A 26837-nucleotide genomic window follows, 5' to 3' on the forward strand; every position below is an offset into this window, starting at 1 on the left:
CCTTGGTCAGTGAAAAAAAGAGCGCCTATGGCGCTCTTTTTTATTGTCTGCCACTCAGCTCTGGCCCCTTGGCCGGGACCAGTCGGTAAAACCGGATCCAGCAGCGATCGCCAGCATGGTAGCGGCGATCCAGCCATTGCCCGCCGGCGGCGGCAATGACCTTGAGCGAGGCGGGATTTGCCTCGTCACAGCTGATGAGCACGGGCTCGCTCAGCACATGGCGCTGCAGCCAGCCGAGCAGGGTGCGGGCGACGCCTTCACCCCGGCGGGTGGGGCGAGTCTCATAACCGATATGGCCGAGCCACTGGTGGGTAGCAGGGTTGTCGCCGTGGCGCAGGCGCAAGGTGGCGAGGATCTCTTCCCCTTCGAGGGCAAAATAGGTGGTGGTGGGTGGGTAGCCCGGCGGCAGATGCAGCCCATCGGCATGGGCGAGCAGGTACTGCAGCCACTGATCCGGGTCGAATTGCGCCACCTGATAGAGCGACAACCCGGCTGCGCCACACTCGGCCACATAGCGGCGGTAGGCGGGGGCATCGGTCAGCCGAGCGGCCCGGCATTCGATGAGGGGTCGCATCAGGTCTGGGTGGCCAGGGGCCACAGCAGCCTGGGCTCGCTGTGGTGCGGCTCCTGGATGCAGGCGCGCTGGCGACCGGCCTGTTTGGCGGCATAGAGTGCCCGATCCGCGCGCAGATAGGCCTGCTCGAAGCGCTCGCCCTGCTGCAGCGAGGTCAGCCCGATGCTGAGGCTGATGGGGCCGCCGGCCAGCGGCCGGGTGGCGTCTGCGACTCGCTGCTGCAGGGTCTGGCAGCAGGCCGGCAGGGTCTGCGATGTCTCCATCACCAGCAGTGCCAGCTCGTCGCCGCCAAGGCGGCCGGCCAGCCCCGCCGGCGGCAGGCTCTCCCGGATCACCCGGCCCACCGCCCGCAACATGGCATCGCCGGCGGGGTGACCGTGGCGGTCGTTGATCTGTTTGAAGTTGTCCAGGTCGATGAGCAGCAGTTGCCAGGGGCGGGCACTGCGACAGGTGCGCGCTGCCAGCTGCTGCTCGAAATGGTGGCGGCTGTCCAGTCCGGTCAGGGCATCCAGGTTGGCGCGCCGCTCCAGTTCGCGCTGGGTGGCGAGCAGTGCCTGCTGCTGGCGGGTGTGCACCAGGCTCAGCAAAATGAAGCTGCGGGCGATGGTAAAGAGCAGGCTGAGCAGGATCACCGGGCCGAGCAGGGGATCGGTCAGGCTGGAGGCGGCCGACTCCGGCCACCACTGATGCTTGGCCATCCTGATAAGCTGCAAAGCCAGTTGCAGCGCGAGCAGCAAGATGGCAAAGCGCAACACCCGGTAGGCGGGCACCAGCCGCTGATAGCGCCAGAGCTGCCACAGCAGCAGGCACATTTGCAGCGAGATGGCCCCGGAAAGCACCACGATCCGGCTGTGTATGTCATCCTGCGGCAGCTGTGTGGCGGTGACTGCAAAGAGCAGGAAGCCGGCGAGGGCAAGAAGCGGGCAGAGCCAGCCGAAACGGTCGGCCTCGCGCCGAAAGAAATGGCGCAGCCCCCGTTCATAAAGTAGCGGGGTGGTGATGATCAGCAGGTTGGTAAGCAGGATATTGGCAAGAGAGCTATCCCCCGTGAGGGTTCGCAGCAGCAGGCAGCCAAAGGCGGCGGCGATGGCCAGTTCGCTGGCCGACCAGTAGAGCAGGGAGCGCAGCGGTCGCTGGGTATGCCACAGGTAGGCGAAGATGGCCGCAACCCCGATGTGCGACAGGCTGACGAACAACACCAGACTCAGCAACTGGGCCGAGGAAAACAGACTCTGCATCAAGGGTGTGGGCTCTTCCTGCCGGGAACGGCGCAGCGACCTCAGGGCCGGGTAATTGGGCCGGATCACAGCATGAATTGCGCAGCTGAGCAATGGTTTAAGTGATCCGGGCACGATCGCGGCAACAACCGCTACAAGAGGGCTGCTGACTCGATTAATCAGGGAAGGGGCATGATGCCCGGGTGTCTATGCTTCCCTCATTTCTAGGTCAGTCGCTCACGACCGGCAGCCGCATGACGGTGGTCTCCCGGCCGAGGTGGGCCAGCAGGCGGCGCACGTCGTCGAGGCGGATAAGCAGGGTGGCGGTATTGACCAGCGGGTGGCACTGCACCCGCTCGGCCTGCCAGATCGTTTCATCCACCACCAGTTCCACCGCTTTTTCCCTGTCGCGCACCATGGCGAGCAGGGTGACCGAGCCCGGGGTGAGGCCAAGCACGGATTCCAGCCGCTCTGGCGAGCCAAAGCTCAGCCGCTTGACCCCAAGGGCGGCAGCCAGACCTTTGAGATCGACCCGGCTCTCTTCCGGCGTCACCACCAGAAACAGCCGCTCGCTTTTCGGGTCGCGCAAAAAGAGGTTCTTGGTCTTGGCGGCGGGCAGGTCGGGCAGCAGCCGGCTGGCTTCCTCGCAGGTGAAGACGGGGGCGTGATCGATGCGCTGATAGGGAATGGCCAGCTGATCCAGCAGAGAGTAGAGCGCCACCATGACCTCCTGATGTCGGGTAAAGAGTGGGTGATAAAAGCGTGGCGAATAAAGCCACCACCGGCAGTCGCCGCCAGTCTGCCCGAGCTTACCAGTTTGCGGTGTGACTCGCAGCCTGCGTGGCCATGGCGGCTGGGCGTGCTGATTGCAGCAAAGCACTGTATGAACGTACAATGGTTCCATCCCAGCGTTGACCCCAGTAGCCTGCATGACCGAGATCCAGCCTGTTCCCCCCGTTACTCTGCCACTCGATGGCTTTATCCTGACCCGTCACGGGCGGGATGTGCGTGGTCGCAACGGACATGGCGAACACACCGAGATCGTGATGTGGCTCTGGAGTGCACAGGGGCCGGTGCGGGTGGTAGTGCCGGGGCAGGAGCCGGTCTTCTTCCTGCCACAAAGCCATATGGAGGAAGCCGCCGAGCTGTTCAAGGGGGCGGGGGTGAGCGGGCGGTTTCGCCGTCTGCCGATGCACACCTTCGACGGCCGCGCCGTTGTGGGCTGCTACTTTGCCACCTTGAGCGCCTTTCACCGCGCCATCGAGCTGCTGCTCATCCGCGGGTTGGAGCACTTCGAGGCGGATATCCGGCTGCCGGAGCGCTATCTGATGGAGCGTTTCATCACCGCCGGCGTGCGCTTCGAGGGGCGCACCCTCAAGAAAGGGGGCAAGCACGGCTACTGGGAGGTGAACGAGGCGCGCTGCGCACCGCAGGCGGTGACGCCGACCCTCTCCTGGGTGTCGCTGGACGTGGAGTGTGCCATGGACGGGGCACTCTTCTCGGTGGGGCTCTATAGCGAAGAGGATGCGCGAGTCATCATGATCGGTACGCCGGAGGCGGATGCCGACAGCTGGGGGACCCAGGTCGAATGGGTGGCGGACGAGAGCGCCCTGCTGAGTGCGCTGGAGCGCTGGTTTGTGCGGCACGACCCGGATCTGGTCATCGGCTGGAACGTGGTCAACTTCGATTTTCGCCTGCTGCTGCGCCGCGCCGAGCTCAACAAGCGGCGGCTGCGGCTTGGGCGCGGCCACGAGCTCTGCTTCTGGCGATCATCGCGCAATGACCCCCAGAGCGGCAGCGTCATCATTCCCGGGCGCATGGTGCTGGATGGCATCGACACCCTCAAAAGCGCCACCTGGCAGTTCCCGAGCTACAGCCTGGATGCGGTGGCAAGCGAATTGCTCGGCCGCGGCAAGGATATCGAGGATGTGGCCAACCGGGGGGAGAAGATCACCGAGCTGTTCCACTCCGACAAGGAGGCGCTGGCTCGCTACAACCTGGAGGATTGCCGGTTGGTGTGGGAGATCTTCGATTTCTGCCACCTCATCCCCTTTGCCATCGAGCGTGCCTCCCTCACCGGCCTTGAGCTGGACCGGGTAGGGGGCTCGGTGGCGGCGTTTACCAATCTCTACCTGCCGCGGCTGCATCGCGGCGGCTACGTGGCGCCCAATCTACCGGCCGACGGCGGGCTGGCAAGCCCTGGCGGCTATGTGATGGACTCCAAACCCGGCCTCTATCGCCACGTGCTGGTGCTCGATTTCAAGAGCCTCTATCCCAGCATCATCCGCACCTTCTGCATCGATCCCATGGGGCTCATCGAGGGGCTGCAGCATCCCGACCACGCCATTCCAGGCTTTCGCGGCGCCATGTTCTCCCGCGAGCGCCACTTCCTGCCGGATCTCATCGCCACTCTGTGGGCGGCGCGGGATCGGGCCAAAGCCGCCAGCAACAAGGCGCTCTCCCAGGCCATCAAGATCATCATGAACTCCTTCTACGGGGTATTGGGCTCAGGGGGCTGCCGCTTCTACGACCCAAGGCTTGCCTCCTCCATCACCTTGCGTGGTCACGGCATCATGCAGCAGACCCGGGAGTGGATCGAAGGGGAGGGTTTCGAGGTGATCTATGGTGACACCGACTCCACCTTCGTGCACCTGGGGCGGGATGCCAGCCCCGAGCAGGCGGACGAAATCGGCCGGCGGCTGGCGAAGATGATCAACGACAACTGGGCTGCGCTGATCAAGCGCGAGTTCAACCTGCCGAGCTATCTGGAGATCCAGTACGAGACCCACTATCGTCGCTTCTTGATGCCCACCATTCGCGGGCTGGAGAAGGGGAGCAAGAAGCGCTATGCAGGGTTGGTAGCAAGCCATCAGGCAGGTGAAGAGGAGCAGCTGGTGTTCAAGGGGCTCGAATCGGTGCGCACCGACTGGACGCCCCTTGCCAAGGCGTTTCAGACCCGCCTCTATGAAATGGTGTTTCACGACCAGGATCCCAGCGGTTATGTTCGCACCATGGTGGACGAGACCCGGGCCGGCCAGCACGACGAGCTCTTGGTCTATCGCAAGCGGCTGCGCCAAAAACTCGAGGAGTACCAGAAGAACGTGCCACCCCATGTGCGGGCGGCGCGTCTGGCGGACGAGGAGAACTTGCGCCGCGGCCTGCCCCAGCGCTACCAGCACAGGGGCTCCATCGCCTACCTGATGACTCTCAATGGCCCCGAGCCGCTGGAGTACCGGCGCAGTGCCATCGACTACGAGCACTACATCGACAAGCAGCTCAAACCCATTGCCGATGCGATCCTCCCCTTTATCGGCGAGTCGTTCGAGCGGATCTGCGGCCAGCAGCTCGATCTCTTCTGAGCGGCGTGGAGAGGGGAGCGGTTGACCTGCCGGACACGGTTGAGCGTATGGCGGGTTCGGCCGTGAGGATGCCGCGAGAAGCAGGAAAAGGGAAATGCAAAAAGCCCGCTCGAGGAGCGGGCTTTTCTAATCTGGTGCGTCCTAGTGGATTCGAACCACCGACCCCCACCATGTCAAGGTGATGCTCTAACCAGCTGAGCTAAGGACGCAGGGTGCGCAAGGCGACATTATCTGATTGCAGGGGAGTGGTGGGTTTAATTGGATTCGAACCAACGACCCCTACCATGTCAAGGTAGTGCTCTAACCAACTGAGCTATAAACCCACATCTGTGCTTGAGCCATCAGCTCACACTCAATTCCTGCAACTTATTCAAACTGTTATGGTGCGTCCTAGTGGATTCGAACCACCGACCCCCACCATGTCAAGGTGATGCTCTAACCAGCTGAGCTAAGGACGCATAACAGGTTTCCATGATGGTGCGTCCTAGTGGATTCGAACCACCGACCCCCACCATGTCAAGGTGGTGCTCTAACCAGCTGAGCTAAGGACGCATCACGGAAAAGTGGTGGGTTTAATTGGATTCGAACCAACGACCCCTACCATGTCAAGGTAGTGCTCTAACCAACTGAGCTATAAACCCACTTTGCAAACCGGGTCAGAAACCCGTTTCACCACACCAGCACTGCTGGCGTGGTCGGCATACTACCCATGCCCCCCAAGGCTGTCAACAGGCCGCACGCACAAAGCAGACTGTTTGCCCAGTTCTTGCGCAGCCTGTTGATTTTGCAGGCGAGTTTGCCCTATTGAGCCTTGGAGAGGGCGCTGCAGGCCTCCGGGCTGGCAAAGCGGCCATAGATGTAGCGCAGCCGGGCTCCCAGCATCAGGGCGGCGCCGGTCAGACCGACGATGAAACCGATCCAGAAGCCCTGCGGCCCCATGCGTGGCACCACCCAGTCGGTCAGGCCCAGGATCATGCCGGTGGGTAGTCCGAGGCCCCAGTAGGCGACGATGGTGACGTAGAAGATCGCCTTGGTATCCTTGTAACCGCGCAGAGCGGCTGCGGCCACTACCTGCACCGAGTCGGAGATCTGATAGATGGCGGCGAAGAACAGCAGTATGGCCGCGAGGGTGATCACCTGCAGGTCGTCGGTGTAGATACTGGCGATATGTTCGCGCAGCAGCACGGTGAGGGCGGCGGTACCGGCAGCCACCGCCATGCCCAGCATCAGGCCGGTGCGGGCGGCGACACGGGCGTGCGCGGGCTGACCCTCGCCGATGCTGTGGCCGACCCGGATGGTGACACCCACCCCAATCGACAAGGGCAGCATAAACACCAGGCTGGAGAAGTTGAGGGCTATCTGGTGGCTCGCCACCGTCTCTGCACCGAAGGGGGCCAGCATCAGGGCCACCACGGTGAACAGGGTCACCTCGCAGAAGATGGCCATGGCGATGGGAAAGCCCAACCGGAACAGGCGCCAGATCCGGCTGCCGTTGGGGCGCGCGAGCCGGGAGAACAGGTTGATCTCCTTGAAGTGGGAGGAGAGCTTCACATAGACGATCATCGCCAGCAGCATGGCCCACAGCACGATGGCGGTAGCCACGCCGCAACCGACCCCGCCCAGTTTCGGCATGCCGAGGTGGCCGTGGATGAAGATGTAGTTGGCGGGAATATTGACCGCCAGCCCCACGAAGCCGATCACCATGGTTGGCATGGTGTGGGAGAGCCCTTCGCTGAAGTTGCGCAGCACCTGGAACATCACGAAAGCGGGCAGGCCCCACATGATGGCGTGCAAAAAGCCGGTGGTCTTGGCGGCCATCACCGGATCCACGTCCATGAGCTGCAGCGCCAACGGGCTGAAATAGAGCGCCAGCATGGCGATCGGGATCACCATCAGCGCCAGCCAGAAGCCCTGATGCACGGCGGGACGTACCTCGTCCCGCTTGCGGGCCCCGTTGAGCTGGGAAACGATGGGGGTGAGGGCCATGATGATGCCCTGGGTCAGCAAGATGATCGGCAGCCAGAAACTGGAGGCCACCGACACCGCCGCGAGATCCACGGCGCTGACCTGGCCCGCCATCACGGTATCGACGAAGCTCATGGCGACCTGGGCCACCTGGGCCACCAGAATGGGACTGGCTAGACGAACGAGTTGCCTCGCCTCGGACCAATAACGTTGCACTGACACCTCCGAGTGGATCAGATAAAGCGTAAAAAGAGCGGGTAGCGGGAAGGGCCTTTGCACTCCCGAAACGGGAATGCAAAGTGCGGGGGGGTCATTCTAGCCTGAAATTCATCCGGGACGAAACGTTTGGCGCAAGGGCCGGATCAGGCGTCCTCATGATCGCTGATCAGCAGGTTGGCGGCGGCGTAGGCGGCCTGTTCGCGCAGATCTGCCGGCACCCGCTCGTCCGATGCCACGGCGTTGAGCGCCCTGATGGTGGCGGCAATGGCTTGCGGCACATAGCCCTGCTCCCCGGAGCCAATCTGGTTGTAGGCGATGCGAATGGCCTCACAGCATTGATATACCTGCATTTTTATTTCCTTGTCAGCGCTGGTTTGAATGCCGTCACTATAGCGATCGGCCGCCTGCTTGTCAGCGGTTGCGCTTGTCTGGGTCGTGTTGCGAGGTTACCCTGCCTTTTTTCGTAGCAGGAGACGAGACATGTTCACCGGCATAGTACAGGGGACCGCCGAACTGGTGGCCATCGACGAGCTGCCCAACTTTCGTACCCACGTGATCCGCATGCCGAGCCCGGCCTGGGGCGAGGGGCTGGCGCTGGGCGCCTCCGTGGCCCACAACGGCTGCTGCCTGACCGTCACCCGGGTCGAGGGGGAGCTGGTCAGCTTCGATCTGATGCAGGAGACCCTGCGCCTCACCAACCTCGGCCAGCTGCAGCCGGGGGACAAGGTCAACGTGGAGCGGGCCGCCCGCTTTGGCGACGAGATTGGCGGCCACGCCATGTCCGGCCACATCATGGGCATCGCGCAGGTCGTCTCGGTCATCGACACCCCCAACAACCGGCAGGTGTGGTATCGCCTCGTCCCAACGCTTATGAAATACGTGCTGACCAAGGGTTACATCGGTATCGATGGTATCAGCCTGACTGTGGGTGAGGTGCGCGGCAACGAGTTCTGCGTCAATCTCATTCCTGAGACGCTGGCCCGCACCAACCTGGGTTGGGTCAAAGCCGGCTGGCACACCAACATCGAGATTGATCCTCAGACTCAGGCCATCGTCGACACGGTGGAGCGGGTATTGGCAGCCCGTCAGCCGGGATAAGTTGACCAACCAATGTGCCCCCGGCCATTTGCCATAGAATAAGGGCCTGCGTCATGCAGACCCTTGGCGATCTTGTGGGTGGGTTCACTCGCAGTCAGAACATCTGTTCATCGTCTGCGTCCACAAACAGTTGCAGGCAGTCGCGCGCCTCATCCCGGTGCAGTCGCAGGTGGATGGGGTTGCAGCAGGCCATGCAATCCTCGTAGAACTCCTGATCCCCCTGGCTGGCATCCAGCTCGACCCGGGTATGATGGCCACAGTGGGGGCAGACGATGCGCTTGCTGGTGTACTCGATCATGATGACCTCCTCGGGCCCGTGGGCCGCCTCTCTCCCCTGATTCTAGTTGGTTCGCACTGTCCTGACCGCGAGCAAGCGCACGTTTATGACCGGGGTCAAGGGAGGCAGGAGGTCACTCCGGCAGCACCTGCGTGCTGTTTACTTGACCCAGTTGGCCAGCATCTCGGCATCCAGCTCGCTCAGGGAGAAGAGCTGGTGATCGGCAATGGCCAGGCGGGGATCGCCCACCAGCGCGGGGTCAGGTACGATCAGCGCCTTCATGGAGGCCGCCTTGGCCGCCAGCAGGCCGGTGAAGCTGTCTTCGATGGCCAGGCAATGCACCGGCTCCACTCCCAGCTTCTCGGCGGCGTGGATATAGACATCCGGGTGCGGCTTGCCGAAGCGCTCCACCTCGGCGGAGTGAACCGCCAAGAAGCGATCGCGAATACCGAGCTTGCCGAGCACCGCTTCCACCATGGCGAAGGGGGAGGAGGTGGCCAGACCGATTTTAAGGCCTTGCGCCTCGATGAGATCGAGCGCTTCCAGCACGCCGGCCTTGGCCTGACCTTCGGAGAGGATCAGCGCATTGACCCGATCCAGGATGCGCTGTACCACCTCTTCCTGGCTGGGGCCGCTCCAAGGGCGCAGTCGATACCAGTGGGCGACCAGCTGATCGATGCGCACGCCGATGGTCGATTCGCAATCTTCCACCGTGTGGGGGTGACCCAGCTCGGAGAACACGGCCATCTGGGCCCGTTGCCAAAAGGGTTCCGAGTCGATCAGAACACCATCCATATCGAAGATCACGGCAGTTAACATCTTGTACTCCTGACATAGGTGAAGGGGGGATTATAAGCGAGGCGCCTCAATGCAAAAGGGGCATTGCCATGCCCCTTGCGCCGGATCACGCAGGCAAACGTTTGTTTGTGCGAGACAAAAAACAGTGGTCAGAAGAGCACGTCCACCCTGGCGGCCACGGCTTTGGCCTGCTCGACGGCGGTGAGGCAATCTTCAGCCCGGGCCAGCGCCACGCCGAGCCGGCGGCGACCGGCGATCTCCGGCTTGCCAAACAGACGCAGCTGGGCACCCGGTACCAGGGCCAATGCTTCGCCAATCCCCTGATAGCGGATGTCCTGGCTGTGACCTTCGCGCAGCACCACGGCGGAGGCGCTCGGTCCGTACTGGGTGATGGTGCCGATGGGCAGCCCCAGAATGGCGCGCACGTGCAGGGCGAACTCGGAGAGATCCTGAGAGATCAGGGTCACCATGCCGGTGTCGTGGGGGCGCGGCGAGACTTCGCTGAACCACACCTCGTCACCCCTGATGAAGAGCTCGACCCCGAACAGGCCGTAGCCGCCCAGCGCCTCAACCACCTTGGCTGCTACCTCTTTGGAGCGGGCCAGCGCCAGTTCGCTCATGGCTTGCGGCTGCCAGGATTCGCGGTAGTCGCCATCCTCCTGCCGATGGCCGATGGGCTGACAGAAGTGGATGCCGTCGACGGCACGTACCGTGAGCAGGGTGATCTCGTACTCGAAGGGGACAAAACCCTCGACGATCACCTTGCCGCGACCGGCGCGACCGCCCTCCTGGGCATAGGTCCAGCTCTCGTCGAGCTTGGCGAGGTCACGCAGCACGCTCTGGCCCTTGCCGGACGAGCTCATCACCGGCTTCACCACGCAGGGCAGGCCGATGGTGTCAACGGCGGCGACGAACTCCTCCTTGCTCTGGGCAAAGTGGTAGGGGGAGGTGGGCAGGCCCAGCGTCTCGGCGGCGAGTCGGCGGATCCCCTCCCGGTTCATGGTGAGCTGGGTGGCGCGGGCGTTTGGCACCACCTTGACCCCCTCCTGCTCCAGGGCGGCCAAGGTATTGGTGGCGATGGCTTCAAGCTCGGGAATGATCAGATCCGGTTTGACCTCGTTGACCAGGGCGCGCAGGGCGGCGCCGTCCAGCATGTCCAGCACATGGGCGCTGTGCGCCACCTGCATGGCGGGGGCATCGGCATAGCGGTCGGCGGCGATCACCTCGATACCGAAGCGTTGCAGCTCGATGGCGACCTCCTTGCCAAGTTCGCCGGAGCCGAGCAGCAGGGCGCGGGTGGCGCCGGGGCGGGTAGCGGTTCCAAACATGTGATCTCTCCTGATGTCGTGAGTGATGGTTGATGGCCGCTATTGCGCGAATAGCGGGCAAAAAAAGAGGCACGCATGGCGTACCTCAGGAAACGGATTTGTGGGCGCGCTGCTCCAGATGGGTGAGCAGGGTGATGGCGCCGATGATGATGGCGGCCCCGAGCCACAATCGGCCGGGCGGCGCCCAGCCAAACACCAGCCAGCCGGCCAGCACGTTCATCGGCAGCTTGGCAAAATCAAAGGGTTGCACGAACGAGGCCTCGGCCACGCTGTAGGCGCGGGCGATGGACATCTGGGCCAGTGCCGAGAGTACGCCGGAGGCAGCTACCAGCAGCCACTGGATTTCGCTCGGCCACTGCCACTCCGGCAGGGCCAGCATGGCGTTGAACGGGGTGCTGAAGATGAGCAGGTAGACGACGATGGTGTGGGACGACTCGCTCGCCGCCTGATAGCGCACCAGCAAGGAGTAGCCGGCCCAGAACAGGGCGGCCGCCACCGGCAGCAGGGAGGCCCAGCTGAAATCGTCGGTCCAGGGGGCCAGGATCAGCATGGCGCCGACAAAACCGGCCAGGGTTGCCAGAATGCGGGCCCGGCTCACCTGCTCTTTGAGAAAGAGCGCCGACCCCAGGGTGGCGAACAGCGGCGAGGTCATCAGCAGTGCGATGCCCTGCCAGATGGGAACGGGCACCGCCAGCGCCCACAGCCAGAACTGGATGCCGACCACCGCGAGAGCGACCCGCAGCAGGTGCAGCCGCAGCTGGTTGGTCATCAGCGACTGGCGCAGACCGTGACGAATGAGCCAGGGCAGCAGGCAGACCAGGGCAATCAGATATTGATGGAAGGCGACCTGGGTCGAAGGAAGGCCGAGCTTGAAGCTGACATACTGGCTCAGGCTGTTGACGGCGGCGAAGCAGAGGCCCGCTACCATCATCCAGACTGCACCGGCAAAGGGAGAGTGCCTGCGCGAGGGTGTCATGGGATCCGGAACGCTGAAAAAAGTGCGGCGGATCATAACGGCAATCGTTTGTTCTGCCAAGCCTTGGCGGGGTGGGGGAGCGGTGGCTGGCGAGAGAGTGAGCTAACATCAAATATTTTGAATAAGTTGAGCATCTATTTTCGCTATCTGTATAGAAGCCCAATGTTTAGAGTGACCTCCATCAACAGCACCGCTGTTCAACCGACAACCAAATGGAGTTTCACCATGGCCAATATCCTCGTACTCAAGTCCAGCATCCTGGGCCAATATTCCCAATCCAACGCCCTGATCGACGGCTTTCTGGCCGACCATCCGTCCGACACCGTCACCGTGCGTGATCTGGCGGCCCTGAACCTGCCGGTGCTGGATGGCGAGCTGGCTTCTGGCCTGCGCGGTGGTGAGAGCCTCAATGAGCGTCAGCTGGCCGTGCTGGCACAGTCTGACGAGCTGATCGCCGAATTGAAGGCGAGCGATCTGGTGGTGATTGCGGCCCCCATGTACAACTTCAACATCCCGACCCAGCTGAAAAACTGGATCGATCTGGTGGCCCGCGCCGGCGTCACCTTCCGTTACACTGAAACCGGTCCGGTCGGCCTGGTGGAAAACACCCGCGCCCTGGTGATCAGCCCCCGCGGCGGCATGCACGTCGGCAGCGCCACCGATCTGGTGACCCCCTACATGCGTACCGTGCTGGGCTTCATCGGCATCAAGGACGTGGACTTCATCTACGCCGAAGGCATGGGTATGGGCCCGGATGCCCAGGCCAAGGGCATCGAGCAGGCCAAAGGTCAGCTGGAGACCCTGGCACTCTGATCAAGATGGCAATGTGCCAGGCGTCAGAAAGCGACAACGCAGCCCTCGGGCTGCGTTGTCTATTTTGGGGCCTTGCATGGCCACTGGGGCCGGACAGGTCAATCCCGCAGAAAGCGGCGACAGCCGCTGCCGACCATCAGGCAGACCGCCACCAGAGAGCCCAGCAGCAGGGTGGTGAGCCACTGCTCGGCGCTGTCGGGCAGGCGCGGTGAGAAGAGGCTGATCATCAGCAGGGCACAGAGGGTGATCAGGCTGGTTGGGCGGGTCAGGAACATCATGGGTCATCCTTGGCTGCGGCTGGTGAGTAGAAGGCTAACCGCGGTCTGTGACAGCAAGATGTATCCATACCTCTTGCCGCAGGTCAGTTGACCGGGGTAGCCATCACCATAGCAGCTTTTGCCGCCGGAGCCAGCGGCATGGGCCGGGTTGTGATCCGGATCCCTATCTGAACTGCTTCTGATCTTCCTGATAGTGGAAATCGCCGCTGGCCAGTCTGGCGACCAGCGCTTCCTTGTCTAGATCCTGCGACTTGCAGAGATCATCGAGATCATCGAAGCGATCACGCAGCTGCATGTTGACCAGGCTCAGCAGCATGTTGACGTCCATGGTGGCAAAGTTGTTCAGGTTCATGAGGGTCGCTCGCTATCCAGCAGGTGAAGTTGTTCGATGGCGTCGCTGACGCTTTGCAGGTGCAGACGAATGGATTGACGCGCCTCGGCCGGCAGGTAGTCGGTGAGGGTGTGCTGCCAGCTGCCCGCTTCGGTCTTGAGCTGCTGGAACAGGGTGAGCCCCGCCTGGGTGAAGGAGACCAGACTGACCCGCTTGTCGTGTTCGCTGCTCTCGGTGAACAGGATCCCTTTTTCCACCAGCCGGTGAATTTCGCGGGAGATCCGCACCTTGTCCATCCCGCTCGCCTCGACCAGCTCTTTCTGGCTGATGGGGTAGTTGGGGCCGAGCACCATCATCAGGCGCCATTGGGGCACCGTCAGCTGATAGCGCTGCTGGTAAAACTGCTCAAAGGTGTCGCGCACCATCTCGGCGGCGTGAACCAGCTGATAGGGGGGATAGTGGGCAAGCAGCTCTATGATCTTTGACATATGACATCCTGCTGTGACGGCTGCATCGGGTGCAGTTTCTCTTGATACTTTGGCCTTGATGATACGTAACACAAGGCCGTTTGTCTGAACATGCACCAGAGAAATGTGCGGTTGCGCACGTCCTCCGCCGCAACCGGGTCTGTTCGAGGCTGGTTTTGTGGCTGCGGGCTCAGCCTTTGCGCAGCCAGATCAAGGCGTTGTGCTTGAGCCAGGCCTCGCGGCTTTGCAGGGTGTAGAGCGCCGCTTCGTCGCGACTGCCCGCCTGCCAGCTCTGGGGCTCCTGTTTGGGCAGCTTGCGCTGGCCCAGCAGACAGGCCGGCACATGTGCGTTGGCCTTGATGGCGGCGCTCAGCAGCGGCTGCGCAGCCTCGGCCCCCGCGCAGACGAACGTCATCAGCGCCTTGTTGTAGAGCAGCCAGCTGGAGGCTTCATCAAAGCGCACCAGCAATGCCTGCAGCGCCTGCCAGTCCCCTTGCAGGGCATAGAGGGTGGAGAGGGGATAGCGGCAACCCAGCTCGTCGGCCACGCACAGCTCGAGCAGCGCCAGATATTCGCTGCGCGCCTGTTCCAGCTGGCCGAGACGCAGCAGGCAGTCGGCCCGCCCGGCCCGGGCGGCCAGCAGCGGGCGCGCCTCGTGGGCACTCCAGCCATGGCCGGCAATCTGCTGCCAGAAGGCGGCGTCGAACAGCGGCTCGGCGTCGGCGATCACCTTGTCGAACCAGCCGAGGCGGCTGTGCGGATCGCGACTGGCGTCGGCCAGTTCGAACCACTGCTGCCACTGCTCGGCCTGCTGGCTGTCCAGCGCCTGCTCCGTGCTCGGCACGGCCTGATACTCGTCCAGTTGCAGCAGCTGGTTGAGGGCGGTTTTCATGTTCTGGCGCTGGCGCTTGCAGAACTCCATGAAGGGGAGGTCGCTGCCGGCGGCCGAGTGCAGCATCTGGGCCATGGGTTTGTCGCGAAACAGGCTCAGCTCGGCGGCCAGGCTGAAGCGGTACTGGGTGGTCGGGTCGTTCAGATCCTTGGGCTTGGGCCAGGTGGCAAAGCCCTGGCTGAAGCCGTAGCACCACTGACCGAGCGGGTGAGTCTGCTCGAAGACCTGCTCCGGACTTTCGGTGGAGAGGCGGCACTGGCTCGGCAGGGCGAGCTGGGCCTCATCGGCCTGGGTTTCCAGCTCGGCGATCAGATGGTGCAGCGCGTCGCGGCTCTTCTCATCCAGCTCGGCGTCATGGGGCAACAGACCGGCCAGCGGGGCCTGCCAGTCAGGGGCATCCGGCCCTACCAGGCGAGCGCACAAAAAGCCGTGCAGCGCCGGGTAGGTCATGTCCTGCCCACTGTGGGTCTGGATCCATTGATTGAGATGACGGGTACGAGTGGATGGATTCATCGACAGTTCCTCTGGATTTTGACAGCGGCGAAGTCTACCCAAAAGTGGGGTTATTTGCAGCTAAAGGGCGGCTGACTGGCGATTATATCGCCGTGACGCTGCCAAAAGGCCCTGAAAATCACCCGCGAAGAGGGCAAGGGACTAGGCCCTGTTACCGCTCTTGGGGTAACATGCGCGCCCATACGGACAATGAAAGATTGGCCATCCGGACAATGAAAGAAGAGAACACCATGCTACAGATTGGCAAGATGAACACCCTTACCGTAGTCGAGCTCGAAGAGCGCGGCGCCTGGCTTGCGGCCGACGAATATGGCGAGCTGCTGCTGCCCAAACGCCAACTGCCGGAAGGGGTGGCCGAGGGCAGTGAGGTCAAGGTCTTCCTCTATCTGGATGCCGACTGCGAGCCGGTGATCACTACCGACAAGCCGTTTGCCATGGTGGACGACATCGTCGGCCTCAAGGTGGTCAATGCCAACAAGATTGGCGCCTTCCTCGACTGGGGCATGAAGAAGGATCTGTTCGTGCCGACCCGTGAGCAGAACAAACCGATGCAGGTAGGCCACGTCTATCTGGTGCGGCTGATGCTCGATCACGAGGGCCGCATGGTGGGCACCAGCCGCCTCGAGCGCTTCCTGCGCACCGACAAGCCCCCCTTCAAGGCGGGTGACGAAGTGACTGCCCTGCCCGGCGAGCGCACGCCGCTCGGCATCAAGGCGATCGTCAACGGCGAATACGCCGGCATGCTGTTCAAGAACGAGGTGTTCGGCCGGGTCACCACGGGCCGGCCGCTGACCGCCTGGGTCAAGCAGGTGCGTGACGACGGCAAGCTGGACCTGACCCTGCAAAAGCCGGGCATGGCGCGGATGGACGATGCCGGCGAGCTGATCCTGGCCCGCCTCAAGAAGCAGGGCGGCAGCCTGGCGGTGGGTGACAAGAGCGAACCCGAGCTCATCTACAAGCTGCTCGGCATGAGCAAGGGCACCTTCAAGAAGGCCATCGGCGGCCTCTACAAGCAGGGCAAGATTGTGCTTGAGGACAACTGCATCACGCTCGTGGCTGCCGATAACGCGCCGGATGGCGAATAAGTGCCGAGCCCCTGCATTGGCCATTGCCAGGCAAAGGATGGCCTCTGCCTTGGCTGCGGCCGTACCCTGACCGAGATAGGTCGCTGGTCCGCCATGGACAGTGACGCCCAGCTGGCTGTGATGGCGCAGCTGGACGGCTCAACCAGCACCCACCGCTGCCCCGGCTGCGGTGAACCGGCCTTTTGCGCCGTGTCAGCCGGCGCCACCATTGCCGAGTGCTGGTGCAGCCAGTTGCCGGCCCTGCCCATGGGGGAGGCCAGCGCCTGCTGGTGCCGCCGCTGTCTGGTCAAGGCCATTGCGGCCCGCCCCTGAGGGGCTCTGCAGAAAAGAGAAAGGCGCCGAGGGCGCCTTTTTCATGCCTGTTGCTGGCGGTGCCAGCGCACATGGACATCGTGCTCATTGAGATGGCGGGGCAGCAGGAAGGTGGCAAAAATCACCTCAAACTCCTCCTGATGATCCAGCAAGCCGACCCACACCTCGACCCAGCGCTCCATGTCGACCGGCACACCGAGTTCGGCTGACCAGTCGGCGTTGGGCAGGGTCGCCTCGACGGCGCCACGCTGTTCGAACTCCAGGGTGATGTCGACGATTTGTTCGGGGGCCAGCATGTCTGCGGCCTGCTCAAGAAACTGATCATAGGCCCATTCGACCAGTTGATCCGGGGTACGCTGTTCCATGAAATCACTCCAGATACATCGAGGTTCGCTACTGTAGCAATTATTGGCGGTGGCGGCCAGACCAGTGGCCATGGTGCGCCGGGTCTGGGCAAGGGCGCAGGCAAAGGGGTATGGTTGAAGGGGGCGAGGGCAAGGGAGAGGTGCCATGAAACGACGGACAAGACGACAGCAGATCAAACGGCGGCGAGAGGCCTGGTGGTGGCACTATCTGCCGCTGCATCGGGGCACCATCGGCGGCCATCTGGGCCCGCCGGCAGACGATCCGGCCGCCGGCAGTTGAGCCTTGGCGGCCAGCTCGTCAATCGGCCTGATGCACCTTGTTGAGGGTGATCTGACCCAGCTGGCCCATCTGACGGCGGATCCAGGCCGAGCGCTGCTGGACGTAGGGTGAAGGAGGCTTGACCCGGTAGCGCCAGGGATTGGGCAGGGCGGCGGCCAGCAGGGAGGCTTCGTAGCGGGTCAGGCGGGCGGCCGGTTTGCCGAAGTAGTGCCTGGCAGCCGCCTCGGCGCCGTAGATGCCGGGCCCGAACTCCACGATATTCAGGTACATCTCGAGAATGCGGGACTTGTCCCAGCCCAGCTCCATCAGCAGGGTGAACCAGGCCTCGATCCCCTTGCGCAGGAAGCTGCGATCGCTCCACATGAAGAGATTCTTGGCGGTCTGCTGGCTGAGGGTACTGGCGCCGCGCACCCGCTCGCTGTGCTGATTGTGCTTGAGCGCCGAGCTGATGGCATCCATGTCGAAGCCGTTGTGCTCGGCAAAGCGTTGATCCTCGGCGGCGATCACCGCCAGTTGCAGCTCGCGGGAGATCTGCTCGAGCGGCACCCAGTCGTGCTTCACCTCGGCTACCTTGGCCGGTGGAAACAGCGCCCGCTCGAGGCGCCAGGTCCACATGGGCGGATCGATGAAACGCAGCAATGCCACCGAGACGATGGTGCTGAGCAGCGCCGCCAGCAGCAGTTTGCCGAGCCCGCTCAGCAGGCGTCTGGCGAGGGCGGGACGCACGGGGTCGGGCTCCGGTTCTGGCTCTGGCTCCCAGACGTAGTGGCTGGGATCATCGGGATCCGGAATTATTGGGGCAGCCATTCGATGTGGCAGAACTTCTCGTCAACACGGCGGGAGAGCAGCATGCGGGCGAACAGGTGCTCGTACTCTTCCTGTTCGTTGCCAAGCCCGATCCAGACTTCGGCATAGTCGGCGTCGCTGACTTCGAATCCCACGTCCGCTTCCCAGTCATCGGCCGGATCGGTTTCCGCCAGCAGGCCGCGATCGTTGAACTCCTGATTGAAGCGGGCAATCTCCTGCTCCGGCAGGTTGTCGGAGGCCAGCTCCATGAAGAGTTCCAGAGCGGTGTCGAGCAGTTCCTCGACGCTGTGCATTTCGTCGTTCAAAGACATAAGCGGTCTGTTCCAGCTGAAAATAAAAGAAAAACCCCGTCGGCAAGGCCGGGCGGTGGCGCGCGGTATTCTAGCTGGCCCCTGCTTGCTTGGCGAGTACGGCTGGCGGCGCCGTGGCAATAAAAAACCGGATCCTGGCACAGGATCCGGTCTTCATTGGGGGAAGGGGTCACGCATAGGGCGTCAGCTCATCCCTTCTTGTCATCGGCGAAGGTGATGTTGAGCTCCAACACGGACAACTCATCACTCTTCTTGTCCAGCTGGACCGTGATCTTGTCAGGGTCGATCTGCACATATTTGCGGATCACATCGAGGATATCCTGCTTGAGCTGGGGCAGGTAATCCGGCCCCCCTCTGGATGAACGCTCGTGAGCCACGATGATCTGCAACCGCTCCTTGGCCAGTTGTGCGGTGCTCTGTTTCTTGTTGGAACGAAAATAATCCAATAATGACATGCTTAACTCCCGAACAGTCGGCTAAAGAAGCCCTTCTTTTCTTCTTCCAGAAAACGAAAATCCTTGGTGTCGCCCAGCAGACGGGCAACGGCATCCTCATAGGCCTGACCAGCATCGGACTCCTTGTCCAGGATGACGGGTTCCCCCGAGTTGGAGGCACGCAGCACCGCCTGGGACTCCGGGATCACCCCGAGCAGTTTGATGGCCAGGATCTCCTGCACGTCCTGCACGCTCAGCATGTCGCCACGGTTGACGCGAGTCGGGCAGTAGCGGGTGAGCAGCAAGTGTTCCTTGATCGGGTCTTCGCCACGCTCGGCGCGGCGGGACTTGGAGGCCAGGATGCCGAGGATACGGTCCGAGTCGCGCACCGACGAGACTTCCGGGTTGGTGGTGACGATGGCCTCGTCGGCGAAGTAGAGCGCCATCAGGGCACCCGCTTCGATCCCAGCCGGAGAGTCGCAGACGATGTAGTCGAACTTCATCTCGGTCAGCTGATCCAGGATCTTCTCGACCCCTTCACGGGTGAGGGCGTCCTTGTCCCGGGTCTGGGAGGCGGGCAGGATGAACAGGTTTTCGCAGCGCTTGTCCTTGATGAGGGCCTGGTTGAGGTTGGCCTCGCCATTGATGACGTTGACGAAGTCATACACCACGCGCCGTTCGCAGCCCATGATGAGATCCAGATTTCTCAGACCAATGTCAAAATCGATGACCACGGTCTTGTGGCCACGCTGGGCTAAACCGGTACTCAGGGCCGCGCTGGTTGTGGTCTTGCCAACGCCACCTTTACCCGATGTAACGACTATGATTCGCGCCATTCTCGCTTCCTTGTAACTCTATTTGATACGGTCTATACGGAGTTGTTCGTTATCCAGCCGGACATGAACCGGCTGCTGGATGAGGCCGGCAGGCAATGCATCGCTCAGCTGAAATGTGCCTGCGATGGAGAGCAGCTCGGCCTGCAATTGCTGGCAATAGATCCGTGCCTGGGGGTTACCCTTGGCACCGGCAATGGCCCTGCCGCGCAGAGTGCCATAAATATGAATACTGTCATCGGCGATCACTTCGGCGCCCGGACTGACCGATCCCAGCACCACCAGCGAAGTGCCGGCGGCATAGAGCTGCTGGCCGGATCGCACCGGGCCCACATGTACCTTGCTCGCTACCAGCGGAGCCGGCACGGCTTTTACCTCGACGATGGGGGCCGGGGCTGGCTCTGGCTGGGGTTGCGGCTCGGCCTTGCGGCTCTTGCCGGAGGCCATCACCGCCAGTCCGGCCGCCTTGGCCGCCGTCTTCATCGCCTCGCTCTGAGCCCCCGTGATCCCGACCAGCACGAAGTCTTCCGATTCCACCAGCTCCTTGAGCTGTTCGAAGTCAGGGATATCGGTGAGCCGTTCCACATTGATGACGAGGGGGGCACAATTAAAAAACTGGGGCGCCTGAGCCACTTTGGCCGCCAGCAACTGGCGGATCCGCTCAGGTTTGCCATCGCTGATATGCAACACAGAAATAGTGAAGGTGGTCCCTTTCAATTCGTTATCGCGCTCAACCATGAATCTTCCCCGAGACAGAGACGGTAATCCGTTATTGTTATTCAATTCCCGATGTTATAGTTTGCCATCCTCAGAGGCAATAAACCGGTTGGATTATATCAATTTCCATGTTGTGTGCAGTCTATAAAAGTCGCAAAAAAGCCGAGACCTATCTTTTTGTTGAAAGAAGAGAGGATTTTTCCCGCGTACCCGAGGTGCTGATGAGTGCATTCGGCCGTCCCGAACTGGTATTGATGACCAAACTGGACCCAGCCAAGCCCTTGGGGATCGCCTCCGCCAGCCGGGTGATGGAGGCGCTGCAGAGCCAGGGCTTCTATCTGCAGGTGCCACCGCTACCGGAAAACCTGCTGGAACAACACAAGGCCCAATTAAAGGCCGAACGGGAATGAAGGGTCGGCTGGCTCTGTTATTGATAAGCGGGATCGTCAGTTACCCGCTGCAGGCCAGCCCCGATTTTGAACATTATGTGACGGGTCTCAAACAAGAGGCCCTGGCCGCCGGGATCTCGCCGGGTACGGTCACCACCGCCTTCGCCGATATTCACCTGATCGAGGTCGCCATTCGGCACGATAAAAATCAGCCGGAATTTAAACAGACCCTCGCCACTTATATTCCTCGCGCCGTGCCGCAATGGAAAGTCAATCAAGCCAAACGGCTATATCGTCAGTATTTGCCGCTGCTCACAAAAATAGGGGCGGAATATGATGTGCAACCGCGTTTTATTGTCGCGCTGTGGGGCATTGAAACCAATTTCGGAAAATTGACCGGCAAATATCCGCTGGTGTCGTCGTTGGCGACCCTGGCCTGGGAGGGGCGCCGTGAAGCCTTCTTCAAGGGGCAGTTGTTCGACGCCCTGCGCATTCTGGAACAGCAGAAGATGGCGCCAGCCGATCTCAAGGGATCCTGGGCCGGCGCCATGGGGCAGGTGCAGTTCATGCCCTCGTCCTATCTCAAATATGCGGTCGATCAGGACGGAGACGGCAAGCAGGATCTGTGGGGGAATCTGGCGGATGTGTTTGGTTCGGCAGCCAATTATCTGCATCAGAACGGCTGGCACGGGGATGAAACTTGGGGTCGTCGGGTGAGGGTGCCGGCAGGGCTGGGTCCTGCGCTGGTCGGGCTGGAGGAGACTCGGGCGCTGTCGGCATGGCAGGCCCTCGGAGTACGCAAAGCGGATGGGGCAGACTTGCCGCGGGCATCGCTGCAAGCCTCGCTGGTGCAGCCCGATGGGGAGGGTGGGGCTGCCTATCTCACCTATCCCAATTATCGGGTGCTGCGCGACTGGAATCGCTCCCACTATTTCGTGGTGGCGGTGGGCACCCTGGCCGATCGTATCGTGGAATAATCGATCTCTGTAGCGCCAGATTTGCCGCGGTGGGCAAGCCATCAGCGTGGGAATAACGATAGGAGGCGGTGGACTCGCCGGGCGAGACGGGGCGGAATATCCAAACGACAGGCAATAAAAACGGCGGGAATTCCCGCCGTTTTTATGGTTGCCACGCCGACTTATTCGCAGGCGACTTGCATCACCTTGATGGCCAGGCCACCGCGGGAAGTTTCACGGTACTTGGAGTCCATGTCCTTGCCGGTGATGTACATGGTCTCGATCACCTTGTCCAGCGAGACGCGAGGCTTGGAGGTGCGACGCAGCGCCATGCGGGAGGCGTTGACCGCCTTCATGGCAGCGATGGCGTTGCGCTCGATGCAGGGCACCTGCACCTGACCGGCGACCGGGTCACAGGTCAGACCCAGGTTGTGTTCCATGCCGATCTCGGCGGCTTCACAGACGTGCTCCGGGCTGCCGCCCATCAACTCGGTCAGGCCGGCGGCGGCCATGGAGCAGGAGACGCCCACTTCACCCTGACAGCCCACTTCGGCGCCGGAGATGGAGGCGTTCATCTTGTAGAGCATGCCGACGGCAGCCGCAGCCAGATAGAAGCGGGTGTAGTCGTCGCGGCCAACCGGCTGGATAAATTTGTCGTAGTAGGCCAGCACGGCCGGGATGATGCCGGCGGCACCGTTGGTCGGCGCGGTCACCACACGGCCACCGGCCGCGTTCTCTTCACTCACCGCCAGGGCGAACATGTTGACCCAGTCCACGATGTTCATCGGATCGTTGGAGAGGTTCTCGTTGGTGGTCAGCTGACGATAGAGCGGCGCGGCGCGGCGCGGTACGCGCAGCGGGCCGGCCAGGACGCCTTCGGTGCGGCAGCCGCGCTCGATCCCTTCACGCATGGTGGTCCAGATCTTGCCAAGTTTCTTGTAGATCTCTTCCGGGGTATTGAAGCACTTCTCGTTCTCCATCATCAGGGCGGAGATGGAGAGGCCGGTCTGGCTGCAGTGGGCGATAAGCTCGGCCGCGCTCTTGAACGGGTAGCTGACGGACATGTCGCCGCTGTCAGCCTTGCCGAAGTTCTCTTCGTCAACGATGAAACCACCGCCGATGGAGTAGTAGGTCTTGCTGTAGACGGCTGCGTCTTCGATGAAGGCGGTCAGCTTCATGCCGTTTTCATGCAGCGGCAGGGCTTCGTCATGGAATACCATGGCGTCGCGCGGGAAGCTGACGGTATGGCAGTGCAGGCCGATGGGCAGACGACCGGTCTGCTCGACGCGGGAGATGAACTCGGGGATGCCGTCGATGTCGACATTTTCCGGCAGGTTGCCCGCCAGGCCCATGATGATAGCGGTATCGGTGTGGTGACCTTTGCCGGTCCAGGAGAGTGAGCCGTAGACATCGACCTGGATCCGGGTGATGTCACGGATCTTGCCGCCTGCACGCAGTTCATCCACGAACTGTTTGGCTGCTTTCATCGGGCCGACAGTGTGGGAAGAGGAGGGGCCAACACCGATTTTGAAGATATCAAAAACGCTGATCATGTAACAATTACCTCAGGATAGAAGGGGGCGCCATGCCCACTCGCAGAAACGGGGTGATCCATGGGACGAGGGCGTCGTCGCCGAGGTCAATGAACCAGATAACCACAGTGTAACGGCTCAAAGCCCAAAAAAAGTTGAAATAGATCTATTTTTGTTGAATCAGAGCGGGCGAGTATAAAATTTATTTTGATGCTTATCCATTTTGTTAAGCGTTTGCCCATAAAAATACCCGACAATGCCGGGTATTTAGGAACCAAATGAGGCAATTTACCGATTTTTAACACTCTGTGATGTTAACCGCCAGGCCACCGCGGGCGGTTTCCTTGTATTTGGTCTTCATGTCGTTGCCGGTTTCCCACATGGTCTTGATCACCTTGTCCAGCGACACCTTGTGCTCGCCGGTACCGCGCAGGGCCAGGCGCGCGGCGTTGATCGCCTTGACCGCGCCCATGGCGTTGCGCTCGATACAGGGCACCTGCACCTGGCCACCCACCGGATCGCAGGTGAGCCCCAGGTTGTGTTCCATGCCTATTTCGGCGGCGTTTTCGACAATCGCCGGGCTGCCACCCAGGATCTCGGTCAGCGCCCCCGCCGCCATGGAGCAGGCGACGCCCACCTCGCCCTGGCAGCCCACCTCGGCGCCGGAGAGCGATGCGTTCTTCTTGTAGAGGATGCCGATGGCGGCGGCGGCGAGGAAGTAGCTCAGCAGCAGCTCGTCATCCACCTTGCGCACGAAGCGATCGTAGTAGTGCAGCACGGCGGGAATGATGCCGGAGGCGCCGTTGGTGGGGGCGGTCACCACCCGGCCGCCGGCGGCGTTCTCCTCGTTGACTGCCAGCGCGAACAGATCCACCCACTCCATCACCATCAGCGGATCCTTGTTGAAATTGGTCTCGCAGCTGAGCTGACGATAGAGCGCCGGGGCTCGCCGTTTCACCTTGAGGCCGCCGGGCAGCACCCCTTCGCTGCGACAGCCACGCTCGACACAGCCCTGCATGGCCTGCCAGATCTTGCGCAGGCCCGCCTTGATCTCGGCTTCGGTGCGAAACACCTTCTCGTTGGCCAGCATCACGCCGGAGATGGAGAGTCCGCTCTCCTGGCAGTGGGCCAGCAACTGGGCGCCGCTCTCGAACGGATAGGGAATGGGGTGGGCGGCATCGAAGCGGGCAGCCTCCTCCTTGGCGTTGGCGAAGTGGCTCTCCTCGATGATGAAACCACCGCCGATGGAGTAGTAGGTCTGGCTAAACAGCAGTTGTTCGCCGGCAAAGGCGCGCAGAGTCATGCCGTTGGAGTGGGCGGGCAGTGTCTTGCGCCGGTTGAAGATGATGGCGCCGCTGCGGGCAAACTGGCTCGGTTGTTCACCCGCCAGCAGCAGCGACTGGCTGCGCTCCACCTCGGTCAAAAAGGCGGGGATGGCTTCGATGTCCACCGACTCGGGTTCGAAACCGGCCAGTCCCAGGATGATGGCCTTGCCGGTGCCATGGCCCTTGCCGGTCTGGCCGAGCGAGCCGTAGCACTCCACTTCTACCCGTTCGGTGCTGGATAGCACTCCCTGCTGCTTGAGCGCGTTGACAAAGGCGTAGGAGGCGCGCATCGGCCCCACGGTATGAGAAGAAGAGGGACCGATCCCGATGGAAAACAGGTCGAAGACACTGATCATGACACCACTCCGATTATGGGTTTCGTCTAAATATTGTAAATTTTTTGTAGTCGATGGAAAGCGGGAAAACCGAGGGGTGTGATGGCGGCACGCAAATGAAAGCAAGGATGGATGGCAAAGAGGAGGGCAGTTTGCGCGAAAAAAGAAGGAGCTGCCCGGGGGCTGCTCCTTTTAGCGTGTTCTTAGGCAAGGGTTGCCGGCGGTTTAATCGAGAAACTCGCACAGATAAGCGGTGGGGGTTTTCACTTCCAGCTTGAAGGAGGAGTGGCCGGCCACGTCGAAGGATTGACCCTGCTCATAGGTGTGCCATTCGTCTTCGTCGGCCAGCTGGATGGTGAGCGCACCCTTGACCACCGTCATCCGCTCGGGGGCGGCAGTATTGAACTGGTAGTCACCGGCTTCCATCACACCCACGGTGGCTTTGTCGCCTTTTTGCTCGAAACCGATGGATTTTACATTTCCATCAAAATACTCGTTAACTTTCAGCATGTTTTCATCCCTGTATGCACGTTTGCTCAGCCAAAGTAGCACAATCTTTTGCCAGTTGTCATGAATAAAGCGTGAAAAATCGCCGTGAGCCTTTTGAATCTTTACTTTGTTGCAAACTCATCAATAACTCCCGTTAACGATTTGACGATTTAAAACAGCGCATAAATATGAGATAAAGCGCGCGCTCAGGGGAATGGACAGCGGTTCATCCCCTGTTTGGTTGATTGCACTGGGAAAGTGCGAATATTTGCTACTTAAAGGAACATTCTGTGTTAACAAAAGGACTCATTAAGAACGTTGGCTTCCAGGTCGTGGTCGCCATGGTGCTGGGGGCACTGGTGGGGGCGTTCATGGGTGAACAAGCCACCGTGTTTGCACCGCTCGGCACTCTCTTCATCCAGCTGATCAAGATGCTGGTGATTCCGTTGGTGGCGGTCGCCATTCTGTCGGGGGCGGCCAACCTCGGCGCCAGCCCGGCTGCTGGCAAGATTGGCGTCACCACGCTGGCATTCTTCCTCGGTACCTCGGCGCTGGCGGTACTGCTGGCCCTGGTGATGGGGCAGATCTTCAAGCCCGGTGTCGGGGTCGAGTTCGGCTCCATGGCCTCCATGTTCTCCGGTGACTATGCCGACAAGGGGGCGCTGCCCGATGCGGTCGCCACCCTGCTCGGGATGATCCCGACCAACGTCTTCCAGTCGCTCAACGAAGCCAACATCCTGCAGATCCTGGTGTTCTGCATGTTCCTCGGCATCGCCCTGGCCAAGCAACCCCGCGAGCGGGCCAAGCCTCTGGTGGACGGCCTCAACACCCTGGTGGATGCCTTCGTCTGGATGATCAACAAGGTGATGCTGATCGCGCCGCTCGGCGTGTTTGGCCTGATGGCCGATGCCATCGGTACCTACGGTTTCGACGTGCTGACCCAGGTGCTCAAGCTGTTCGTGGTCTATCTGGCCGCCATCCTGATCTTCGGCTTCGTGGTCTATCCGCTGCTGATCGTGCTGTTCTCCAACACGCCGGTACGCAAGTATCTGTCTGCCATGAAGAAACCGCAGATTGTCGCTTTCTCCACCGCCTCTTCCATGGCGACCCTGCCGGTCAACATGGAGACCTGCGAGGAGGAGCTGAAGGTGACCAATGCCACGGCTTCCTTCGTGCTGCCGCTGGGCGCCACCATCAACATGAGCGGCAACGCCATCTATTACGGTCTGGTCGCCATCTTCTTCGCCCAGGTCTATCAGATCGATCTCTCCATGGGGGCCTGGGCCGCCATCATAGTGACCGCCACCCTGGGGGCCATCGGCCAGGCCGGCGTGCCGGGCCCGAGCTTCCTGGTGGTCGCCGTGCTGCTGGCAGCCGGGATCCCCATCGAAGGGCTGCCGCTGTTGTTTGCGCTGGATCGTTTGTTCGACATGATCCGTACCGCCCTCAACATCACCGGTGATGCGGCCTGCGCCGTCATCGTCGACCGCTACAGCCCGGATTACGATCCGGACCGCTGGAACAAATAATCCAGCTGCAATGAACAAGGGGCCCGCGGGCCC

The 26837-nt window shown here is 61.7% G+C and carries 31 protein-coding genes and 5 tRNA genes; 9 read left to right on the forward strand and 27 right to left on the reverse strand.

Annotated elements, in window-relative coordinates; translation table 11 throughout:
- Nucleotides 1-40: 40 nt before the first annotated feature.
- The 3 genes from AACQ43_RS11805 to AACQ43_RS11815 all read right to left on the reverse strand — a co-directional run bounded on the left by AACQ43_RS11805 (nt 41) and on the right by AACQ43_RS11815 (nt 2515).
- Nucleotides 41-574, reverse strand: coding sequence for a GNAT family N-acetyltransferase (locus tag AACQ43_RS11805; RefSeq protein ID WP_168967400.1), 534 nt, complete (start codon nt 572-574; stop codon nt 41-43).
- The gene (locus tag AACQ43_RS11810) at nt 574-1812 is read right to left on the reverse strand and encodes a GGDEF domain-containing protein (RefSeq protein WP_168967401.1); all 1239 of its coding nucleotides are present in this window, start codon (nt 1810-1812) and stop codon (nt 574-576) included. The genes AACQ43_RS11805 and AACQ43_RS11810 overlap by 1 nt, the downstream gene beginning before the upstream one ends.
- A 208-nt stretch (nt 1813-2020) precedes the next feature.
- On the reverse strand, nt 2021-2515 hold the full coding sequence (locus tag AACQ43_RS11815; RefSeq protein ID WP_211162537.1) for a prolyl-tRNA synthetase associated domain-containing protein: 495 nt from the start codon (nt 2513-2515) through the stop codon (nt 2021-2023).
- 205 nt (nt 2516-2720) lie between these two features.
- Here AACQ43_RS11815 and AACQ43_RS11820 point away from each other — a divergent pair, with 205 nt between their 5' ends.
- Nucleotides 2721-5150, forward strand: a complete 2430-nt coding sequence (locus tag AACQ43_RS11820; protein ID WP_168967403.1) for a DNA polymerase II — start codon at nt 2721-2723, stop codon at nt 5148-5150.
- 132 nt (nt 5151-5282) lie between these two features.
- Here the strand turns inward: AACQ43_RS11820 and AACQ43_RS11825 are convergent.
- The 7 genes from AACQ43_RS11825 to AACQ43_RS11855 form a co-directional block, all read right to left on the reverse strand.
- Nucleotides 5283-5359: transfer RNA gene (locus AACQ43_RS11825), tRNA-Val, on the reverse strand.
- Between the two features lie 37 nt (nt 5360-5396).
- Nucleotides 5397-5473, reverse strand: a tRNA-Val gene (locus AACQ43_RS11830).
- A 58-nt stretch (nt 5474-5531) separates the two neighbouring features.
- Nucleotides 5532-5608: transfer RNA gene (locus tag AACQ43_RS11835), tRNA-Val, on the reverse strand.
- A gap of 17 nt (nt 5609-5625) precedes the next feature.
- Nucleotides 5626-5702 (reverse strand) — tRNA-Val (locus tag AACQ43_RS11840).
- A gap of 12 nt (nt 5703-5714) precedes the next feature.
- A tRNA-Val gene (locus AACQ43_RS11845) sits at nt 5715-5791 on the reverse strand.
- Nucleotides 5792-5951: 160 nt separating this feature from the next.
- Nucleotides 5952-7331: an MATE family efflux transporter gene (locus AACQ43_RS11850; RefSeq protein ID WP_049049435.1), complete on the reverse strand. Its 1380-nt coding sequence runs from the start codon at nt 7329-7331 to the stop codon at nt 5952-5954.
- A 146-nt stretch (nt 7332-7477) separates the two neighbouring features.
- The gene (locus tag AACQ43_RS11855; RefSeq protein ID WP_005301307.1) at nt 7478-7684 is read right to left on the reverse strand and encodes a YaeP family protein; all 207 of its coding nucleotides are present in this window, start codon (nt 7682-7684) and stop codon (nt 7478-7480) included.
- A 130-nt stretch (nt 7685-7814) separates the two neighbouring features.
- Here AACQ43_RS11855 and AACQ43_RS11860 point away from each other — a divergent pair, with 130 nt between their 5' ends.
- On the forward strand, nt 7815-8432 hold the full coding sequence (locus AACQ43_RS11860; protein WP_168967404.1) for a riboflavin synthase subunit alpha: 618 nt from the start codon (nt 7815-7817) through the stop codon (nt 8430-8432).
- 94 nt (nt 8433-8526) lie between these two features.
- Here the strand turns inward: AACQ43_RS11860 and AACQ43_RS11865 are convergent, their stop codons facing one another.
- The 4 genes from AACQ43_RS11865 to AACQ43_RS11880 all read right to left on the reverse strand — a co-directional run bounded on the left by AACQ43_RS11865 (nt 8527) and on the right by AACQ43_RS11880 (nt 11811).
- A complete protein-coding gene (locus tag AACQ43_RS11865; protein ID WP_005301298.1) occupies nt 8527-8730 on the reverse strand; it encodes a CPXCG motif-containing cysteine-rich protein in 204 nt (67 codons plus the stop codon).
- Nucleotides 8731-8868: 138 nt separating this feature from the next.
- A complete protein-coding gene (hxpB, locus tag AACQ43_RS11870; protein ID WP_029300762.1) occupies nt 8869-9528 on the reverse strand; it encodes a hexitol phosphatase HxpB in 660 nt (219 codons plus the stop codon).
- Nucleotides 9529-9656: 128 nt separating this feature from the next.
- Nucleotides 9657-10835, reverse strand: coding sequence for a formate-dependent phosphoribosylglycinamide formyltransferase (gene purT / locus AACQ43_RS11875; protein WP_168967405.1), 1179 nt, complete (start codon nt 10833-10835; stop codon nt 9657-9659).
- A gap of 85 nt (nt 10836-10920) precedes the next feature.
- Nucleotides 10921-11811 carry a DMT family transporter gene (locus AACQ43_RS11880; RefSeq protein WP_050490255.1) on the reverse strand — a complete coding sequence of 297 codons (891 nt, stop codon included), beginning with the start codon at nt 11809-11811 and terminating at the stop codon, nt 10921-10923.
- Nucleotides 11812-12036: 225 nt separating this feature from the next.
- On the opposite strand from AACQ43_RS11880, the gene AACQ43_RS11885 reads away from it, so the two are divergent.
- The gene (locus AACQ43_RS11885) at nt 12037-12624 is read left to right on the forward strand and encodes an FMN-dependent NADH-azoreductase (protein WP_029300765.1); all 588 of its coding nucleotides are present in this window, start codon (nt 12037-12039) and stop codon (nt 12622-12624) included.
- Nucleotides 12625-12722: 98 nt separating this feature from the next.
- Here the strand turns inward: AACQ43_RS11885 and AACQ43_RS11890 are convergent, their stop codons facing one another.
- From AACQ43_RS11890 to AACQ43_RS11905, 4 genes are all read right to left on the reverse strand, one after another.
- On the reverse strand, nt 12723-12902 hold the full coding sequence (locus tag AACQ43_RS11890; RefSeq protein WP_017408281.1) for a hypothetical protein: 180 nt from the start codon (nt 12900-12902) through the stop codon (nt 12723-12725).
- A 163-nt stretch (nt 12903-13065) separates the two neighbouring features.
- Nucleotides 13066-13254 carry a DUF4250 domain-containing protein gene (locus tag AACQ43_RS11895; protein WP_029300766.1) on the reverse strand — a complete coding sequence of 63 codons (189 nt, stop codon included), beginning with the start codon at nt 13252-13254 and terminating at the stop codon, nt 13066-13068.
- Nucleotides 13251-13721, reverse strand: a complete 471-nt coding sequence (locus AACQ43_RS11900) for a MarR family winged helix-turn-helix transcriptional regulator (RefSeq protein ID WP_016350842.1) — start codon at nt 13719-13721, stop codon at nt 13251-13253. The genes AACQ43_RS11895 and AACQ43_RS11900 overlap by 4 nt, the downstream gene beginning before the upstream one ends.
- A 169-nt stretch (nt 13722-13890) precedes the next feature.
- Nucleotides 13891-15105, reverse strand: a complete 1215-nt coding sequence (locus tag AACQ43_RS11905) for a UPF0149 family protein (RefSeq protein WP_168967407.1) — start codon at nt 15103-15105, stop codon at nt 13891-13893.
- Nucleotides 15106-15317: 212 nt separating this feature from the next.
- Between AACQ43_RS11905 and AACQ43_RS11910 the strand changes: the two genes are divergently transcribed.
- Entirely contained in the window at nt 15318-16190 is an 873-nt protein-coding gene (locus tag AACQ43_RS11910) for a CvfB family protein (RefSeq protein WP_039214397.1), read from the forward strand.
- Entirely contained in the window at nt 16191-16502 is a 312-nt protein-coding gene (locus AACQ43_RS11915; RefSeq protein ID WP_016350839.1) for a DUF1289 domain-containing protein, read from the forward strand.
- Nucleotides 16503-16543: 41 nt separating this feature from the next.
- Here the strand turns inward: AACQ43_RS11915 and AACQ43_RS11920 are convergent, their stop codons facing one another.
- A complete protein-coding gene (locus tag AACQ43_RS11920) occupies nt 16544-16867 on the reverse strand; it encodes an HI1450 family dsDNA-mimic protein (protein WP_016350838.1) in 324 nt (107 codons plus the stop codon).
- A 145-nt stretch (nt 16868-17012) separates the two neighbouring features.
- Between AACQ43_RS11920 and AACQ43_RS11925 the strand changes: the two genes are divergently transcribed.
- Complete coding sequence (locus AACQ43_RS11925) at nt 17013-17147, forward strand: hypothetical protein (RefSeq protein WP_256681954.1); 135 nt, start codon at nt 17013-17015, stop codon at nt 17145-17147.
- Between the two features lie 18 nt (nt 17148-17165).
- Here AACQ43_RS11925 and mtgA read toward each other — a convergent pair whose 3' ends face one another.
- The 5 genes from mtgA to minC form a co-directional block, all read right to left on the reverse strand.
- Entirely contained in the window at nt 17166-17873 is a 708-nt protein-coding gene (mtgA, locus tag AACQ43_RS11930) for a monofunctional biosynthetic peptidoglycan transglycosylase (protein ID WP_011705989.1), read from the reverse strand.
- 65 nt (nt 17874-17938) lie between these two features.
- Nucleotides 17939-18265, reverse strand: a complete 327-nt coding sequence (locus tag AACQ43_RS11935; RefSeq protein WP_016350836.1) for an HI1450 family dsDNA-mimic protein — start codon at nt 18263-18265, stop codon at nt 17939-17941.
- Between the two features lie 188 nt (nt 18266-18453).
- Complete coding sequence (gene minE / locus AACQ43_RS11940; RefSeq protein WP_011705991.1) at nt 18454-18720, reverse strand: cell division topological specificity factor MinE; 267 nt, start codon at nt 18718-18720, stop codon at nt 18454-18456.
- Between the two features lie 2 nt (nt 18721-18722).
- Nucleotides 18723-19535, reverse strand: a complete 813-nt coding sequence (minD, locus tag AACQ43_RS11945) for a septum site-determining protein MinD (RefSeq protein WP_011705992.1) — start codon at nt 19533-19535, stop codon at nt 18723-18725.
- 18 nt (nt 19536-19553) lie between these two features.
- Nucleotides 19554-20270: a septum site-determining protein MinC gene (minC, locus tag AACQ43_RS11950; RefSeq protein WP_049049454.1), complete on the reverse strand. Its 717-nt coding sequence runs from the start codon at nt 20268-20270 to the stop codon at nt 19554-19556.
- A 107-nt stretch (nt 20271-20377) separates the two neighbouring features.
- On the opposite strand from minC, the gene AACQ43_RS11955 reads away from it, so the two are divergent.
- Together AACQ43_RS11955 and AACQ43_RS11960 are read left to right on the forward strand one after the other, a co-directional pair.
- On the forward strand, nt 20378-20659 hold the full coding sequence (locus AACQ43_RS11955; RefSeq protein WP_168967408.1) for a YcgL domain-containing protein: 282 nt from the start codon (nt 20378-20380) through the stop codon (nt 20657-20659).
- On the forward strand, nt 20656-21615 hold the full coding sequence (locus AACQ43_RS11960; protein WP_168967409.1) for a lytic murein transglycosylase: 960 nt from the start codon (nt 20656-20658) through the stop codon (nt 21613-21615). The genes AACQ43_RS11955 and AACQ43_RS11960 overlap by 4 nt, the downstream gene beginning before the upstream one ends.
- A gap of 161 nt (nt 21616-21776) precedes the next feature.
- Here AACQ43_RS11960 and AACQ43_RS11965 read toward each other — a convergent pair whose 3' ends face one another.
- The 3 genes from AACQ43_RS11965 to ppnP form a co-directional block, all read right to left on the reverse strand.
- Nucleotides 21777-23147, reverse strand: a complete 1371-nt coding sequence (locus AACQ43_RS11965) for an L-serine ammonia-lyase (protein WP_011705996.1) — start codon at nt 23145-23147, stop codon at nt 21777-21779.
- A gap of 277 nt (nt 23148-23424) precedes the next feature.
- The gene (locus AACQ43_RS11970) at nt 23425-24807 is read right to left on the reverse strand and encodes an L-serine ammonia-lyase (protein ID WP_076360684.1); all 1383 of its coding nucleotides are present in this window, start codon (nt 24805-24807) and stop codon (nt 23425-23427) included.
- A 204-nt stretch (nt 24808-25011) separates the two neighbouring features.
- Complete coding sequence (ppnP, locus tag AACQ43_RS11975) at nt 25012-25296, reverse strand: pyrimidine/purine nucleoside phosphorylase (protein WP_026080125.1); 285 nt, start codon at nt 25294-25296, stop codon at nt 25012-25014.
- A gap of 269 nt (nt 25297-25565) precedes the next feature.
- On the opposite strand from ppnP, the gene AACQ43_RS11980 reads away from it, so the two are divergent.
- Nucleotides 25566-26804 carry a cation:dicarboxylate symporter family transporter gene (locus tag AACQ43_RS11980; protein ID WP_168967410.1) on the forward strand — a complete coding sequence of 413 codons (1239 nt, stop codon included), beginning with the start codon at nt 25566-25568 and terminating at the stop codon, nt 26802-26804.
- The last annotated feature ends 33 nt before the right edge of the window (nt 26805-26837 follow it).

The sequence above is a fragment of the Aeromonas sp. DNRA1 genome, from assembly GCF_963888745.1.
GTDB classification, from domain to species: Bacteria; Pseudomonadota; Gammaproteobacteria; order Enterobacterales; family Aeromonadaceae; genus Aeromonas; species Aeromonas hydrophila.